The organism is Vibrio sp. 10N.222.52.C12 (genome assembly GCF_041474215.1).
In the GTDB taxonomy this organism is placed as follows: domain Bacteria; phylum Pseudomonadota; class Gammaproteobacteria; order Enterobacterales; family Vibrionaceae; genus Vibrio; species Vibrio crassostreae_C.
This window is the reverse complement of sequence record NZ_JBFRTR010000098.1, coordinates 16566-31804: the sequence shown is the minus strand read 5'-3', so window position 1 is coordinate 31804 and position 15239 is coordinate 16566. Positions and strand designations below refer to the sequence as shown.

The following is a 15239-nucleotide window of genomic DNA, read 5'->3' as shown; positions in this document are numbered from 1 at the left end:
TTCAAGTGACTTTAGAAACGACTGCGACTAGAAAAACCGCTACAAATGGAGGTGTGGTATGCAAATTAGTGTTGATGTACATAACTATATGGAAACTCTGGTAGGTCATGTATTGGCTACCGAGGAATATGTGTCTAGTTATACCAACGAACAGTTGGCCGATCTCGCGTGCTTGGCTTTGGGTCAGCTAAAACCTATCTATATTCGTTTTGATATCGATTTTCTGTCAGCATTGCCAGAAGACAAATTGGTGCTCTATAAACGCAATAGTGAGATCGCGGTCAAAAATGCAGAAAGTATGATTATTGACGATCGAAGACGTGAACGTGATGACAATGTGCCTGTTATATTTAGTCAACACAATTTTGACGATGACGTAGAATTGCAATGGTATGAAAAGCCGTTGTTGAATCGTAAACAGTCATGATAGTTTAGGGTGAATACGGTCATTTAAGGAGTAAAAAACGTGGGATTCTTTTCTAGATTATTTGGTGGCAAAGAAAAAACCGAACAAAAAGTAGAGATTGAGCCAGTCGAATATAAGGGTTTCAATATCTATCAAGATGCCATTGCAGAGTCTGGTCAATACCGTGTTGCTGGGCGAATCGAGAAAGAATTCGATGGTGAAATCAAAACTCACCGTTTTATTCGTTCAGATGTTGTTTCAAACAAACAAGATGCCGATGAATTGATGCTCAAAAAATCGCAGATGTTCATCGACCAAATGGGCGACAATATATTTAGCTAACCAATTAGGGTTAGAATTGATGTTGGTCATAATTTAGAGAGCTTTCAGTGTATATGCTGAAAGCTCTTTTTAGTTTTAGGGATAAAGAACAGCTAGTGAGTTGTTATTAAAAGGATTATTTGCAAGTGGTTTGACCTCTTGGTTCGAGACGGTCGTCATTTATCCGAATGAAGCGCTCAAATTCCATCCAAATCGTTATAAGTAATAACTTTTCCTGTTCTTTGAACAAAACGCTTGAAGTATTAGTTGTCGTTAGATACAAACGAATAAGTCATTCGTGCCAATAGTCAAGGAATAGCTATGCAAATTGGTGTACCAAGAGAAACGCTCGAAGGTGAAACGCGAGTCGCTGCTTCGCCGAAATCGGTAGAACAGCTTCTAAAATTAGGATTTGAAGTTTGTGTTGAATCACAAGCAGGTGCGTTAGCAAGTTTTGAAGATGCAGCTTATGAACAAGCTGGAGCAAAAGTTGTCACCGCAGATGAAGCTTGGAAATCCGATATTATCTTTAAAGTTAACGCTCCGATCGTTGACGAGTCTAAAAATGAAATCGATCTTCTTAAAGATGGCGCAACATTGGTCAGCTTTATTTGGCCTGCTCAAAATCCAGAGTTAATGGAACAATTGTCCAGTCGTAACATCAACGTGATGGCGATGGATTCTGTACCACGAATTTCAAGAGCTCAGGCGTTAGATGCATTGAGTTCTATGGCAAACATCGCGGGTTATCGTGCTGTTGTTGAAGCGGCGCATGAGTTTGGTCGATTCTTCACGGGTCAGATTACGGCTGCGGGTAAAGTTCCGCCAGCAAAAGTACTGGTTGCAGGTGCTGGTGTTGCTGGCCTAGCGGCAATCGGCGCTGCGGGTAGCTTAGGTGCAATCGTTCGTTCATTCGATGTTCGTCCTGAAGTTAAAGAACAAGTTGAGTCGATGGGTGCTGAATTCTTGGAAGTGGATTTCAAGGAAGATACCAGTGCTGGTGACGGCTACGCAAAAGAGATGTCTGAAGCATTCAATAAGAAAGCGGAAGAGCTTTATGCAGCTCAAGCAAAAGACGTTGATATCATCATTACAACGGCGCTGATTCCAGGTCGCCCGGCTCCGAAGCTGATTACCAAAGAGATGGTAGACAGCATGAGTGCAGGTAGTGTGATTGTAGACCTTGCGGCGGCCAATGGCGGTAACTGTGAATACACGGTTGCGGATCAAGTCATTACAACCGCTAACGGCGTTAAGGTGGTTGGTTACACTGATATGGTTGGTCGACTGCCGACTCAATCATCTCAGCTGTATGCAACGAACCTAGTTAACCTTCTGAAACTGCTTTGCAAAGAGAAAGATGGCAACATCAAAATCGACTTTGAAGATGTTGTTCTGCGTGGTGTTACTGTGGTTAAAGAGGGCGAGGTCACTTGGCCAGCTCCACCAATTCAAGTTTCAGCTCAACCACAACAAGTTAAGCCAAAAGCGGCCAAACCAGAGCCTAAAGTTGAAGAACCTGTTTCTCCAATTAAGAAAGTGGCGGGTATGGCGGTAGCTGTTGGTGCATTCGCTTGGGTAGCTTCGGTTGCTCCAGCTGCGTTCTTATCTCACTTTACCGTTTTTGTTCTCGCTTGTGTGGTGGGTTATTACGTAGTTTGGAATGTAAGCCATTCTCTGCATACGCCTTTGATGTCCGTGACTAACGCGATTTCAGGCATCATTGTAGTAGGTGCACTGTTACAGATCGGACAAGGAAGTGGCGTCGTCACGTTCTTATCATTTATTGCCGTATTAATTGCAAGTATCAATATCTTTGGTGGCTTTACCGTGACCAAACGTATGCTTGAAATGTTCCGTAAAGACTAAGGAGTAACAGATGTCTGAAGGATTAGTACAAGCAGCTTATATTGTTGCTGCTGTATTTTTTATTATGAGCTTGGCAGGGTTATCGAAACAGGAATCTGCGCGTGCAGGTAACTATTACGGTATCACGGGTATGGCAATTGCGTTGATCGCGACGATCTTTGGTCCTCACTCTGCAGGTATTGTATGGATCATCATTGCTATGGTGATCGGTGGTGGTATTGGTATCCACTACGCAAGAAAAGTAGAAATGACTGAAATGCCAGAGCTGGTTGCAATTCTGCACAGCTTCGTAGGTATGGCGGCAGTACTTGTAGGTTATAACAGCTACATCGATCCACCTGCTACTGTTTCTATCAACCCTGCAGATATTCATGCAGAGCACGTGATCCACCTAGTGGAAGTGTTCGTTGGCGTGTTTATCGGTGCGGTGACGTTCACGGGTTCTATTGTTGCGTTTGGTAAGCTTCGCGGCGTGATCTCTTCGTCTGCATTGAACATCCCTCATAAGCACAAGTGGAATCTAGCGGCTATCGTAGTTTCTACACTACTGATGATCATGTTCGTTAAAGCGGACGGCAGCATGTTCGCGCTAATGGTGATGACGCTTATCGCATTCGCATTCGGTTACCACTTAGTGGCATCGATTGGCGGCGCAGATATGCCAGTAGTTGTCTCTATGCTTAACTCGTACTCTGGTTGGGCAGCAGCAGCGGCAGGTTTCATGCTTGCAAACGATCTGCTTATCGTAACTGGTGCATTGGTTGGTTCGTCGGGTGCGATTCTGTCTTACATTATGTGTAAGGCGATGAACCGCTCTTTCATCAGTGTTATTGCTGGTGGATTCGGCCAAGAAGTGGTTGTGTCTGATGGCGATGAAGAGCAAGGTGAACACCGCGAAACATCAGCTGAAGATGTGGCTGATATGCTGAAAAACTCTAAGTCAGTAATCATCACTCCTGGATACGGCATGGCAGTAGCTCAAGCACAATACCCAGTGCATGAAATCACTGAGAAGCTACGAGCGCAGGGCATTAATGTTCGATTTGGTATCCACCCAGTTGCTGGTAGGTTACCGGGTCACATGAACGTACTGCTTGCTGAAGCGAAAGTGCCTTACGATATCGTTCTAGAAATGGACGAAATCAACGATGACTTCGATGAGACAGATACTGTATTGGTAATTGGTGCGAATGACACCGTAAACCCTGCAGCACTTGAAGATCCAAACAGCCCAATTGCTGGTATGCCAGTACTTGAAGTTTGGAACGCTCAGAATGTTATCGTATTCAAGCGTTCGATGAACACAGGTTACGCCGGTGTGCAAAACCCACTGTTCTTCAAAGAGAACACGCAGATGCTGTTTGGCGATGCTAAAAAGAGTTGTCTAAGTATCTTAGAACATCTATAGAGCTCACCTCTAAACAATCTGTAACAACTCGATAAGGAGCTCATTTGAGCTCCTTTTTTTATCTTACGAAAGCGACTCTATGTGTGATCTCAGTTGATACGAAGTTGACGAAGCCTGATGCAAAACTTGTCGCAATTGAGGTTTGGCTTGCCAATCAGCCTACTAGTACGTATGTACAATGTGGCCGTAATATATTGGCCTTTATCTCTGTAGCTCGCCATTCTCAATGTTTTTCATGCGGTTAAAAATTTATCTTTGATAGCGAATGGTATATATTTGGTTGATCTATATGAATTTGCGTTGGTTTGTGATCATCAAAAGAACATTTACTCTTCTTATCGCTACGTTGTCTGTGTCTGCAAACGCATTTGCTGACTCTTTACCTGAGCGTATCGATAATTTCACCAAACTCTTTGATCATGAAACGGCACTCGAATCTTACGATATTCGAGTGCTACAGGCTGATTATCCAACACGTTTGATCATGCCGTCTTCTATGCTGCCACAAACAGCAGAGTACCCGTTAAAAGACATTCAGCGCTTGTACCAGTTATCAAAAACCTGTAGTGGTAAACTGCCGTTAAGCCCTTTGATTACTGAGCCTTTAGTTTTTACTCGTGCAATGTGTAAAGGCACCAAGCTTTCTGACCGTTGGTTTAGCCGTAGTGGTTTGATTCACCCTGGCGGCGGTTCTTATGCGGCACGATACGTTGAGAAGTACCCAGAAAAATTCGACTCTCTGAAGCGCTTTATGCATATTCAAGAGCGACCAAACACCGAACACGATGAACTACTGTCTCGCTTGCAACAAATGGATAGCGAAGCAATCACCGCGCTGTTAGCGGGTGCGAGTATGTTTGTTGAGCTTGATGAGATGTGGGTAAAACGCGGCTACAGATATTACCTGTATAAAAAATCAGTCTGGAACGAAAATGCCACGCTTGCTGGGTTATCGTTTAGCTTGTCTTCAGAAGGTAAAAGCTGTTTTGTCCAGCGTGGTAATGTGTGTTGGGAAATAGAAGATCATTCAGAGCTTCTGCAAGTCGCCATGTTTATCTTGGTTATTGCCAACATCATGCTTGTCTTAGGTTGGGCGATTTACCGCTGGAACAGCAAGAAACAAGAGATGAAGAGTCGTATGCTGGTTCTTCAAATCCTAACGCACGAATTAAGAACGCCGATTGCGAGTTTGTCATTGACGGTGGAAGGGTTCAGGCGTGAGTTCGAACACTTACCAGAATCGGTATATGATGAGTTCCGTAGGCTGTGTGAAGATACACGCCGTTTAAGACAGTTGGCGGAAGCAAGTAAAGATTACCTGCAATCAGATAATCAACCGCTCGCAACAGAGTGGGTGCCAAGTGTTGAAGAGTGGCTCCAATACAAAGTTGAAGAAGACTTTGCGCCGGGGATTGAACTCCGTGTAAACAAAGATATAGCTGCAAAAGTGAACGTATATTGGTTGGGAACGTGCATCGATAACCTAATCAGAAATGCCGTGAAATACGGTGTGGCTCCAGTAATTCTAGAACTGAATACTTCTGACAAGAAGCTGACATTCAAAGTTATAGATAATGGAGACTTGTCTCGCAAAGATTGGGGGCAACTAAGAAAGCCATTCGTAAGTAAGAGTGGACTCGGTTTAGGTCTGACGATAGTGGAATCTATGGTTGGAAAAATGGGCGGTCACATGACGCTTATCGGCCCCCCAACAACATTTATTTTGGAGATACCTTGTGAAACAGACATTGCTTCTCGTTGAAGATGATAAAAATTTAGCTGACGGTTTATTAGTTAGCCTTGAGCAAGCTGGATATGAATGTTTGCATGCAGAACTGATCTCTGAAGTTGAAGGCTACTGGGAACAAGCGGATCTAGTGATTCTAGACCGTCAACTTCCTGATGGCGACTCAGTAGATTCACTTCCAGGTTGGAAGAAAAAGAAAGATATCCCAGTTATTTTGCTGACGGCTCTCGTGACAGTAAAAGACAAAGTAGCGGGCCTAGATTCAGGTGCAAACGACTACTTAACAAAGCCATTCGCAGAGGCTGAGCTATTTGCTCGAATTCGTGCTCAACTTCGCCTGCCAGATTCTGAAGAACAAGATGCATCAAAAGTTATCGCTCAGAATCTTGTTATCGATAAAGCGACACGTGAAGTGTTTTTCAATGAACAGGAAGTAACGTTAACGCGCACTGAATTTGACCTTCTACTGTTCTTGGCAAGTAACCTTGGACGTGTGTTTACACGTGATGAACTGCTTGACCATGTATGGGGTTACAACCATTTCCCAACAACACGTACGGTAGACACGCACGTTCTGCAACTAAGACAGAAACTGCCGGGTCTAGAAATTGAAACGCTGCGTGGCGTTGGTTACAAGATGAAAGCGTAATGAGAATAGCCTTACTTCCACTATTAATGTTTTCTTGCGTAGCGAATACCGCGCAAGCAACGGATTGGTTTAAGAGCAGCGATGCTCTGACTCAAGTTCATAAACATCTGCTAGATAATGATTTACCTCAGATGTTTGACTCATTAGTGGAAGTTTGGCAAATCAACTCGTCTCAATCACGAGAAGATCACCTCAATGAACTGTTCGATCAAGCATTGAACAAAGATTGTGGTAAAACTCTCACCAGAAAAACACTCCCAGATTGGATTAGTTCAGTCGTCGTTAAAAGACACATCATTCAAAGCCCTGGCCGAGATACCTTTCGTGTATCGATTAATGTTGAATCCGAAAACAACATTCAAGACATTACCTTCGAGAAGTGGGTCGATAAGATCGTTTCTTCGGACAGTGAGTTAACCAAAGACAGTGAAGTGGTTAACAACGCATCGGTGAGTCTATACCGCAAGCGTTACAATTTAGCCTCTCAACTTGAATCCGGTTTATACCGTTTAAGCGTTAAAGGTGATGGCGGAAAGTCTTGGAGCACTTGGGTTGTTTTGGGTGAAGTTGCCATGCGTCAACAAGTTCGCTGGGCATCAAAAGACACGTGGCGAATCGATAAAAAAGAACTACTCAATCCTTATTGTCCGCTCCCTAAGCTCGAAATCGGTTTGTACGATTACGTTGATGAACACTATGAACAGGTCTGGGGCAAGAGCTACGAATCTGATTATCCAATGAACCTTACTGGTGAAGAACTTCCTAATGATCGCTATGTTTTAGCGGTTTCAATGGTGCATTCACGCTGGCAAGGCGACATAGCGATAGAACAAGCACAAACTATCAGTAAAACTTATGATATTTCTAGCGAAGAAGAGTTAAAGTAATTTAAAATTGTGCCGTTAACTATGTAAGGGATCTAACAAAGATAAACGGCATGAAAAAAACTACAAAACTACTCGCAGCGTCAATTGCATTCGCCAGTCTTCCTCTTTCAGCAGCAAACTACGCCATTGAAGCGCGTGGTGATGCGATGGGTGGTGTTGGTGTTGTTTCAGCAAACTTCCTAACTGCTCCATTCTATAACCCAGCACTTGTTGCGATTTATCGTCGTAATGATGACATGGGAATGATCACGCCAAGTTTTGGCGGTAATTATAATGACCCTAATAACTTAGTTGATGATATCGATAATTTAGTTGACAGCATTGAGTCAGGTACTGTGACTGGTTCTGATCTAGATGCTCTTAATGGTGATAGCCTGAATGTTGATTTAGGTGGTGTTGTAGCATTCGCTCTACCAAATCAGTATATTGCAGCAAACGTATTTGCAAAAGCATACACTGAATCATTTGTAACCCCTGATACATCTAGTGACGCTGCTAATAGTGACTTGGTTAATGCTGAGTTAACTGCTGTTAAAGCTGTTTCTATTGGCATTATGGAAGCTGGTATATCATTAGCAAAATATCAAACGTTCATGGGACAACATTTGTCGTTTGGTATTTCTCCAAAACTCCAAAGAATCTATACGTATAACTACATTGCCTCGGCACAAAACTACGATCTAAGTGATGTTCGAGAAAACGACACCGCGGAAACTACATTTAATATTGATGCAGGTGCGCTTTGGTTTTACGGCCCATTTAGAGTGGGTTTTTCTGCAACGAATATTATAGACCGTGAGATTGAAACTAAATCCGTTAGCCAACAGCTAACAAGCAGCACAGGGGCTACAAGAACAGTAACATCGAGTCATTCTTATAACCTGGGGCCTGTCTACACTGTTGGTGCGGGGATCGTTTCTGATTACTTTACGTTGAGTGTTGATTATGATTTGAATGAAGCAGAGAAGTTTACTTCGTTCGAAGACAACGAACAGATGATTCGTGTTGGTACTGAAGTCGACCTGTTACGTCAGCTTAAGCTAAGGGGAGGGTATTACAAGAACCTGGCTTACTCTGATTCAGAAGGTACAGTGACAGCTGGTGTTGGTATCTCGCCATTGAACTTGTTTCAGCTAGATCTAAGTGCTAACTACACGAATGAAAATGCAATGGGTGCATCCATCAATTTCCTTGCTAGTTACTAACAGTCCTTATATAGTTCTGCTCCTAAATAAAGGAGCAGAGCATGCTAAACGACTTACCAACCCTTTCTCACGAAGAACAACAGAAAGCTGTTGAACGAATTCAAGAAATGATGACCCAAGGCATCAGCACAGCACAAGCTATCAAAATCGTTGCTGAGCAAATCCGTGAAGAAATGAGTAATAAAGAAGAGTAGGGCATCAGCCCTTCTTTTTTAATACGATAGTGCACTATAACTAAATATATTACCCTCTAGTATATTATCTCCTACATACCTACTCTTTAGTTTCTCTAAATCCCGACCTGTCAAAAACTCTTAAATACTTTTTATTCAACAAGTTACGTCAGAGTAATTAACTTCTCAGGCTTTACTTGGCTTTGAGTTGTAATTAAATTACAGCAAGATCTGAAAGTAAAACAATCGCCACTTTAGGTGTCAGTATTTGTGTCACCATGTCTAAATGGCTAAATATATGGTGTTTTTACGGCTAGTGACGTTGTGACTTGTATTTTGAACGGATGAGAATCCATGAATGATCAGAAGCAGACAAATGAGGATTTTATCTAAGAACAGAGTGAAACAATCCACAGCGGTAATGTTCAAAACCGATATCGCGAATGGCTTACCACCGCTTAGAGCAAGCTTCGTTGCCACATATGTGCTTTACAGAATAAGTATTTAAAAAGCTTACGAGGCGTAAGGTGTTGTGTAGAAGTCGATTAAGGAATGCGGCGCGTATCAATTTGAGAATGCTAAATTGATGTGTTTTCTATTGGGGAATGATAAGTCTAAGCGATAGAACTTGTTAGAAATAGTGTCGCTTTGAGCGCTGTAGTTGTCGTCGTGGTTACGTATGTAGAATCGAAACCTTGGCTCCTCTTGACCTTCATATTCTATATTGATGGTGACCGAATCGAACGTTGAGAGATCGAGCCCTTTATTTTGGGTCGATATAACGAACTCAATTTCACAGAAGGGTAAGCTATAGGTTTGTTCGAAGTCACACTGTAACTCAATTCCATCTTCTGACTTATGTAATGAGCATACGGTGCCACCATCGTGGTCTCTGTCCGTATTTACGCGCGTAGGCTATCTGTCAGGTGTGATGATGTAGTTCTTATCCATGAGCGTATTAAAAGAGATCAACGACACTAGCGTGATTGCTAGGCAAAAATACGCGCCCAGCGACAGATATATGCCTAAATAGCGTTGTTTTTGTTCGGTATTTATACGAAAGGTAACGTTTTTAAGGGGATAATAATTTAACTGTGTAAATATACAGTTGTTATTTGGGTTCTTTATTTTGTGTTCCATAGGACCAAGCTTTACCTGTACAGCTAGCTACAGTGTCACTTTACTTATTGATTACATGTGTCGATAAACATTATAAGCTTTCTAATCTCAGGCGGTAACACCATTGCAACTTCAAAGCAGGCATATCAGTTAGAGAAAACAAGTAAAGAAAAACTAAGCGCAATGGGTTTAAAGTAACTCTTAGGTTTATTACCAAAGCTACCTAAGTCCAATTGAACGTAATTTCAGGGCAAACCGTGATTATGGATCTCCCAAGTATCGGTGTTGTGTACCAGCAATAAGTGTAATGAATCTATGCAAACTGAACACAAAGTACTAACTCTAGAGAGAATCGTTAAGAAGGTTTGAAAAATCTGTGTGCGGGTCTACATAAGACACACGAACTTTATTAGTTGATGGATTTAAACGAGAGCTAAGCATGTGCAGTTGATAAGAAACATTGGTCGCGTGTGTGAAATCTGGAATAGAAACAACAGCAATGCTTACAAGAATTGCACACAGCGCAGCGAACCGTTAGTGCAAACAGAGAAGTGGCATATAAGTTAAACCAGACGGACAAAGTTTCGCGTCAATTAGATTTTCTGAATGAAGATTGAATTGTGTAGACGCTGGCCGTACATATAATTATTAGATTTCAAATGCGATAAGAAAACTCTGAACGGCGCAAGAAGCGTGAGAGTCAGTTGGAACAAGGATTTTAAGGACAAAAGATGAGAATACTACCTTTAGAATTAACTACACGTATTATTAACTGCGTATTATGTACGTGGGGTTAAAGTGAAAACGCACCTTTTTAATCGGGTGCGTTATCTCTTAAAACCTTGATTACTCTTCGATTTTTCTGTTTATTAGGCAGCAAGCCAAACACGACATTTTGATCACTTTCACCCAAGATATCAGCGATGTGGAATGCTACATCCCAGTCCATACCTGAGAGTCCTCTTCTCCAGTTGTACAATCTAGTATCACTAACCTTAAGTTTCTTTGCCAATTGGTACTCTGAAGTCAGTTCGTACTTGGCTTTGACTCGATTCAAAAGTGCATTTGTGTAGTTAATAACTTGCATGTTCGTCCACGTCCTTTGAGATGATTAAAAGCTAGAACTCACGCCATTTCCATCCCTAAAACGCATTTTAAATACGAAATAGTTTGGTATAGGGTGAAGTGAAGCGAGATATCACTGTTTGGAGGCGGGATGAATAACCAAGAATCGAAACTGGATGAGACATTAGCGGCAGCGGAGCAAGCGGCCAAACAAGGCAAGCTAACGTCGAGTGTCAGATTGGTGATTGTGTCGCTGAGACAAATCGTTGAACGTCAAAAACCGTTGTTCAAAAACCATAACAACAGACCCTAAAGCGCGTCAAAGAGTGATGAAAACAAATCAGCACCAACGTTCCCCATACAAAAGAAGTGCGCGGCCATTGGCCGCGCTCAATCGTGATCGCTGGAGAAAGTTACTCGAAAACCCCTCACAATATGATTACCTGCTGTCTTGTTCAGGCAAATCGACACAGCGCCAATTCTTAACCGACATTGGCCGTGTGATGGATTACTTGGTGAGTGAACTTGAATTCCGGACTTGTAAAGTGGGTGTGGTGACGGCGAAAGGATTCTTGTTGCGTACGTGGGCGAATGTGGCCAAAGGGACGGGCTTACTGGAATGGCGCGTGAAACAGTGCGTGAGTTACGCGAAAGACCGAGGGTGGATCACGTCAAAGCAGCCACGAGAGAACCTCAATGGCGACTGGTATGGATTAGCATCCATCAAGCGCATCACCGACAAGTATTTTCGCGATCTCGGCTTAAACGTGGCCTACGCGAACGCCAAACAAGCTGCGACTAAGAACCTTAAGAAAATGGCCGCCTCAACCGGCGTACACATCCGTTATCTTCTCACACCGATCACGTTACTGCGTAAGTTTGCACGTCGTAATACTCAACGTCATGACAGCACAGTGCCTTAAGATCAAAGCTCAAACTGTACCTCGATCCGTCTGAACCCCGATTTTTCGGGGTTTTTCGTCTTTATTCCCATCAATTTTCATCGATTGAAAGCGGTGATTGTGCCGTTGTGGATAACCATTTCACTAAACGGTGTTTTAGCGCGATAACTGCTCCATGAATTCAGTCTTTGAGATCACAACGCATAGTCTAAAGACTAATGATCTATCTAAAGATAGATGTAAGGGACAGTTACTGTTACCCCGTGAAAAACGGGGATAACTTGATAAAGGAAGCGGCTCATCGAGCTCGCCAGCGAGCTGGAGCCTTGTGTCGCGAGAAGTTCAATAGCATAGCGATAAGCACGGTATACGCGTTTGTTTCAATGGCCGTGGAGTCGCTGCGCGACGGTCTATTAGGAAAGCAAAGGCGAAATCGAATTATAATTTTAATTGTCAAAACCTATTAGGTTTGAATTTTTAATTGCTATAATCTATTGGTTAACGTCGAGAGACAGGGACACACCAACGTCGTGAGACAGAGGACAACACAATGACAATGCACCAACAGCACTACCAACAATTGGTCAGCGAGCTTGAACTCGTTGAACAATCACTGACAAAAGCCGCTCCGGACTGGAGCACCGTGCCCACCTTCAAGAAACCCCTGGTCGCGATCCAAGCGGCCGAAGAAGCCAGCCAACAGGTGGCGACGACCATCCACTTGCTGAAATCCCTCATGAACAATTTCCATCTTCGCTTGTGCGAACTGGAGGCGACGCATGGCCAGTAAGAATCCCATCAAAGGTTACATTGCCTGCCCAACGCATGGCTGTGATGAGATCTGCACCGTGCACGCCGTGGGTGAGCATAAGCTCATCGAGGGCGGTGAGCCGCCCAAGAACAAGCGCCGTCTCGGACAGCTCTATACCATTTGCCCCAGTTGCAAAACCAATCAAAGCGCGGGTAAACCGTTTCAAGATTGGTTACACAACCACATGGTATCGAGTCCAGATAAAGCCAGTGCTGGTTATAAAAACAGTATCAATAAAAAGCCTGACCCAATTAAGCCCCCAAAACCGAACGAAACCAAGCCCGATAAGGGCTCAAGCAATCCCGACAAACCCAACGATAACCAACCCGCGCCGGTTACTACCCGATTAGGCTGGTCATTTTTGTTGCTGTTAAGCACCTGTGCGTTGTTGTGGTTTGGTTTAACGAAGAAAAAAGGAGTCACGCATGAGCAATGAAGCCCCATTCACGCCCGTGGAGAACGAACTGGATGAACGCGACCAACAAGCCGTTGAAGCGGTAGAAACCTTACGTGAAGCCCGAGAGCAAGACGAGGCCGAGCCGTCAGAGACGCAAGAAGCCTCGCCGGAGCCGTTGGGTTTCGGGGAAGAAGATGCGCGCATGATGCTCTCTTACGGCTTAGGTGTGGTGGAGATGACCGTCGGCAGTGTGTTTGATGTGCCGTTTGAAATCGACACCCGAGCCGGTAACCAGTGGTTAGACGCCGCGTCGCCGATGCTGCAGAAGTACGGACCCGCCGGTTTGAAATGGTTCGGCCAGTATCAAGGCGAGTTTGTGTTTGCCATGGCCTCGATGACCTTGATTGGCGGTTGTGCCAAACAAGTACGCCAACTCAAACAGGCACAAGAGGCAACCGAGCCCGAGACACCGCAGGAGGTGGACAGTGAAGCTCCCGAATCCAGTAAACAAGAATAACGCCCACAATGCGGAGCACGTTTGTTACATGGGCACCACGGGCAGCTGCAAAACCACCGCCATTCGTCAGCTCAATTTCATTGAGCGTTCGTCTCAAGTGGTGATGTTCGATCCGTACAGTGAGCACCTCGAGGCGCCGCTCAAAGGTGGCCGCGTGCAAGCGTGCCACAGCTTTGATGAGTTCTACCACAAGGCATGGTTTGCGAGGAAGAAAAAGACCGCGTTTCGGTTGGCTTTGGTTGAGCAAGAGCGAACTCGAGAGAACCTCGAACTGTTTGCCAACATGGTCTGGTCATTGGGCGATGGCCATCATCCGAAAAAGCTCCACTGTGTAATTGAAGAGTTGGCCAAGTTCACCAATACACCGTCAAAACTCGATGGGTTAGCCGGTGAACTCTGGACGGGTGGTCGCGGCTTTGGCTTGGTGATGCACGCGACGTTTCAGCGTGGGCAAGAAGTCCCTAAAACGGTGCTCGATGAATCCAAATATGTGTACGTCGGTGCGGTTAGCTCACGGCGCAATGCTAAGTACATTGCGGACTATTTCGATATTCCCATCGAGTCCATTTTGGGGCTGCAAAGCTGTGTTGATAGGGAGCATTTAGGGCGCAAAAAGTACGCCGATTACATCCTCAAATCACCGGGATTGGGCAAGTGGGAACAAGGGAAAATTTACCCCAAGCGATGATGGGTAACCTAATAGGTTTAACTTTGAGCCTAACAGGTTCAAGGCTCTGGTCATTTTCCTTTCTATACACCACGTTATCAGCATCAATCACTCTAAAGGAACTCCCATGAGATTGAACGTGAAAAATGTGGCGATTGTCGCCGGAATTGCGGCGGTCACGACGGGTGCGATCGTCTTTGCTGTGAACAATAAAGTCGGCGGCCTCGATAAGTTGCTGGGTCGCTCTGGCTGGTTTTAAAGGGGAATACGATGTCAGTCAAACCAATCAAACTGAATTCGATGGTTGGCGCGTCGTGGGGACAAAAAGGCACATTGCCTATCCCTAATGGCCCGACGTACCACGAGTTGGTACTGGAAACCAACGCCAGCGCTGCAGACATGCAGCGCATTGCCATTACGCTGAACGCCGAAGAGATCTACGTCTTGACCGGTGAAGAGCTGTTGATGCTCGAGCGTTACAAGCAACGAGACACCACCGCGGGGCATTTTGTGATCCCGTTCAGTGACATCGTGGCACGCACCAAAAATGGGGTGCGTTACACCGGTCTGGTCACTGAGCTGGGCGACAATATCCACCTCGATATCCAATTCAAAGGCAAGGCGGCCAACGCGACGCCACTGTCTATCCAAGTGCATGCGTGGGTAAGTAACTCTCAAGCGATGCGGGTCTTGGTGCCGATGATCAAACGCGAAACCATGCCGGCCAATGCGCAAGGCGAGAACGAGTTCACCAACTTGGTGGCGAGTCCGCTCATCAGCATTCGTCGCATGCATTTCATGCACGACAAGATCAGCAAATTGGAAATTGAGCGCGACTTTGTCAAAGAGTACGAAGCCAACACCTTCATTTCAGAAGCCAACGCGAAACGCAATGAGCGCACACCGCAAGACGGGTATTTCCATTTTGACCCGATCGTTCGTGGGTTCTCCATTGACGAACTGTTTCCGACGCAGCACAGCTCCAACTTGAAATTCTCCGTGACCACCACCGATGTCCCAGGCTCAATCCCGATCTTGGTGGAGTCGGTGAAAGTGACGCGACCGGAAATGTTGCAGAGTGGCGCGGCCTAAGGAG

Annotated in this window: 18 protein-coding genes and 1 pseudogene; 17 read left to right on the top strand and 2 right to left on the bottom strand. The window is 44.6% G+C overall.

Translation table 11 applies throughout. The annotated features are described in order from the left end of the window. Window positions 1–58 precede the first annotated feature (58 nt). The 9 genes from AB4623_RS17685 (at window position 59) to AB4623_RS17645 (ending at window position 8686) form a co-directional block, all read left to right on the top strand. Window positions 59–427, top strand: coding sequence for a late competence development ComFB family protein (locus AB4623_RS17685; protein WP_017060104.1), 369 nt, complete (start codon window positions 59–61; stop codon window positions 425–427). A 39-nt stretch (window positions 428–466) separates the two neighbouring features. After that, on the top strand, window positions 467–748 hold the full coding sequence (locus tag AB4623_RS17680) for an HlyU family transcriptional regulator (RefSeq protein WP_004731023.1): 282 nt from the start codon (window positions 467–469) through the stop codon (window positions 746–748). A 300-nt stretch (window positions 749–1048) separates the two neighbouring features. Next, window positions 1049–2596: a Re/Si-specific NAD(P)(+) transhydrogenase subunit alpha gene (gene pntA, locus AB4623_RS17675; protein ID WP_372147065.1), complete on the top strand. Its 1548-nt coding sequence runs from the start codon at window positions 1049–1051 to the stop codon at window positions 2594–2596. 10 nt (window positions 2597–2606) lie between these two features. Continuing rightward, a complete protein-coding gene (gene pntB, locus AB4623_RS17670; RefSeq protein WP_017069087.1) occupies window positions 2607–4004 on the top strand; it encodes a Re/Si-specific NAD(P)(+) transhydrogenase subunit beta in 1398 nt (465 codons plus the stop codon). 289 nt (window positions 4005–4293) lie between these two features. Further along, a complete protein-coding gene (gene vxrA / locus AB4623_RS17665) occupies window positions 4294–5766 on the top strand; it encodes a sensor histidine kinase VxrA (RefSeq protein ID WP_372147063.1) in 1473 nt (490 codons plus the stop codon). Continuing rightward, window positions 5741–6400, top strand: coding sequence for a response regulator transcription factor VxrB (vxrB, locus tag AB4623_RS17660; RefSeq protein WP_017060099.1), 660 nt, complete (start codon window positions 5741–5743; stop codon window positions 6398–6400). The genes vxrA and vxrB overlap by 26 nt, the downstream gene beginning before the upstream one ends. Next, on the top strand, window positions 6400–7287 hold the full coding sequence (locus AB4623_RS17655; RefSeq protein WP_029235234.1) for a DUF2861 family protein: 888 nt from the start codon (window positions 6400–6402) through the stop codon (window positions 7285–7287). Before vxrB ends, AB4623_RS17655 begins: the two co-directional genes overlap by 1 nt. 50 nt (window positions 7288–7337) lie before the next feature. Beyond that, a complete protein-coding gene (locus AB4623_RS17650) occupies window positions 7338–8492 on the top strand; it encodes a conjugal transfer protein TraF (RefSeq protein WP_017069084.1) in 1155 nt (384 codons plus the stop codon). 41 nt (window positions 8493–8533) lie between these two features. Beyond that, window positions 8534–8686, top strand: a complete 153-nt coding sequence (locus AB4623_RS17645) for a YoaH family protein (RefSeq protein ID WP_004731009.1) — start codon at window positions 8534–8536, stop codon at window positions 8684–8686. Between the two features lie 546 nt (window positions 8687–9232). Here the strand turns inward: AB4623_RS17645 and AB4623_RS17640 are convergent. Beyond that, window positions 9233–9721: pseudogene (locus AB4623_RS17640) on the bottom strand (GGDEF domain-containing protein); the annotation flags it as partial. 877 nt (window positions 9722–10598) lie between these two features. Further along, window positions 10599–10871 (bottom strand): helix-turn-helix transcriptional regulator, encoded by a 273-nt coding sequence (locus AB4623_RS17635; RefSeq protein WP_136984324.1) that lies wholly within the window; start codon window positions 10869–10871, stop codon window positions 10599–10601. A gap of 129 nt (window positions 10872–11000) precedes the next feature. Between AB4623_RS17635 and AB4623_RS17630 the strand changes: the two genes are divergently transcribed. The 8 genes from AB4623_RS17630 to AB4623_RS17595 all read left to right on the top strand — a co-directional run bounded on the left by AB4623_RS17630 (window position 11001) and on the right by AB4623_RS17595 (window position 15235). Beyond that, entirely contained in the window at window positions 11001–11162 is a 162-nt protein-coding gene (locus AB4623_RS17630; protein ID WP_017093600.1) for a hypothetical protein, read from the top strand. Between the two features lie 16 nt (window positions 11163–11178). Continuing rightward, complete coding sequence (locus tag AB4623_RS17625) at window positions 11179–11772, top strand: hypothetical protein (protein WP_372147061.1); 594 nt, start codon at window positions 11179–11181, stop codon at window positions 11770–11772. 529 nt (window positions 11773–12301) lie between these two features. After that, a complete protein-coding gene (locus tag AB4623_RS17620) occupies window positions 12302–12541 on the top strand; it encodes a hypothetical protein (protein ID WP_137001653.1) in 240 nt (79 codons plus the stop codon). Beyond that, window positions 12531–12998: a hypothetical protein gene (locus tag AB4623_RS17615; RefSeq protein WP_372147059.1), complete on the top strand. Its 468-nt coding sequence runs from the start codon at window positions 12531–12533 to the stop codon at window positions 12996–12998. The genes AB4623_RS17620 and AB4623_RS17615 overlap by 11 nt, the downstream gene beginning before the upstream one ends. Continuing rightward, window positions 12988–13476 (top strand): hypothetical protein, encoded by a 489-nt coding sequence (locus AB4623_RS17610; protein WP_372147057.1) that lies wholly within the window; start codon window positions 12988–12990, stop codon window positions 13474–13476. Before AB4623_RS17615 ends, AB4623_RS17610 begins: the two co-directional genes overlap by 11 nt. Further along, on the top strand, window positions 13445–14164 hold the full coding sequence (locus tag AB4623_RS17605) for a hypothetical protein (protein ID WP_372147055.1): 720 nt from the start codon (window positions 13445–13447) through the stop codon (window positions 14162–14164). The genes AB4623_RS17610 and AB4623_RS17605 overlap by 32 nt, the downstream gene beginning before the upstream one ends. Before the next feature lie 106 nt (window positions 14165–14270). After that, window positions 14271–14402, top strand: coding sequence for a hypothetical protein (locus tag AB4623_RS17600; RefSeq protein ID WP_016787086.1), 132 nt, complete (start codon window positions 14271–14273; stop codon window positions 14400–14402). An 11-nt stretch (window positions 14403–14413) separates the two neighbouring features. Beyond that, window positions 14414–15235 (top strand): major capsid protein P2, encoded by an 822-nt coding sequence (locus tag AB4623_RS17595; RefSeq protein ID WP_016787085.1) that lies wholly within the window; start codon window positions 14414–14416, stop codon window positions 15233–15235. The last annotated feature ends 4 nt before the right edge of the window (window positions 15236–15239 follow it).

Bases quoted from the DNA above. Each gene is read 5' to 3' on its own strand.
- AB4623_RS17685 (WP_017060104.1), top strand. From the start codon at position 59: ATGCAAATTAGTGTTGATGTACATAACTATATGGAAACTCTGGTAGGT.
- pntA (WP_372147065.1), top strand. From the start codon at position 1,049: ATGCAAATTGGTGTACCAAGAGAAACGCTCGAAGGTGAAACGCGAGTC.
- pntB (WP_017069087.1), top strand. From the start codon at position 2,607: ATGTCTGAAGGATTAGTACAAGCAGCTTATATTGTTGCTGCTGTATTT.
- vxrA (WP_372147063.1), top strand. From the start codon at position 4,294: ATGAATTTGCGTTGGTTTGTGATCATCAAAAGAACATTTACTCTTCTT.
- AB4623_RS17655 (WP_029235234.1), top strand. From the start codon at position 6,400: ATGAGAATAGCCTTACTTCCACTATTAATGTTTTCTTGCGTAGCGAAT.
- AB4623_RS17650 (WP_017069084.1), top strand. From the start codon at position 7,338: ATGAAAAAAACTACAAAACTACTCGCAGCGTCAATTGCATTCGCCAGT.
- AB4623_RS17645 (WP_004731009.1), top strand. From the start codon at position 8,534: ATGCTAAACGACTTACCAACCCTTTCTCACGAAGAACAACAGAAAGCT.
- AB4623_RS17635 (WP_136984324.1), bottom strand. From the start codon at position 10,871: ATGCAAGTTATTAACTACACAAATGCACTTTTGAATCGAGTCAAAGCC.
- AB4623_RS17630 (WP_017093600.1), top strand. From the start codon at position 11,001: ATGAATAACCAAGAATCGAAACTGGATGAGACATTAGCGGCAGCGGAG.
- AB4623_RS17625 (WP_372147061.1), top strand. From the start codon at position 11,179: ATGAAAACAAATCAGCACCAACGTTCCCCATACAAAAGAAGTGCGCGG.
- AB4623_RS17620 (WP_137001653.1), top strand. From the start codon at position 12,302: ATGACAATGCACCAACAGCACTACCAACAATTGGTCAGCGAGCTTGAA.
- AB4623_RS17615 (WP_372147059.1), top strand. From the start codon at position 12,531: ATGGCCAGTAAGAATCCCATCAAAGGTTACATTGCCTGCCCAACGCAT.
- AB4623_RS17610 (WP_372147057.1), top strand. From the start codon at position 12,988: ATGAGCAATGAAGCCCCATTCACGCCCGTGGAGAACGAACTGGATGAA.
- AB4623_RS17600 (WP_016787086.1), top strand. From the start codon at position 14,271: ATGAGATTGAACGTGAAAAATGTGGCGATTGTCGCCGGAATTGCGGCG.
- AB4623_RS17595 (WP_016787085.1), top strand. From the start codon at position 14,414: ATGTCAGTCAAACCAATCAAACTGAATTCGATGGTTGGCGCGTCGTGG.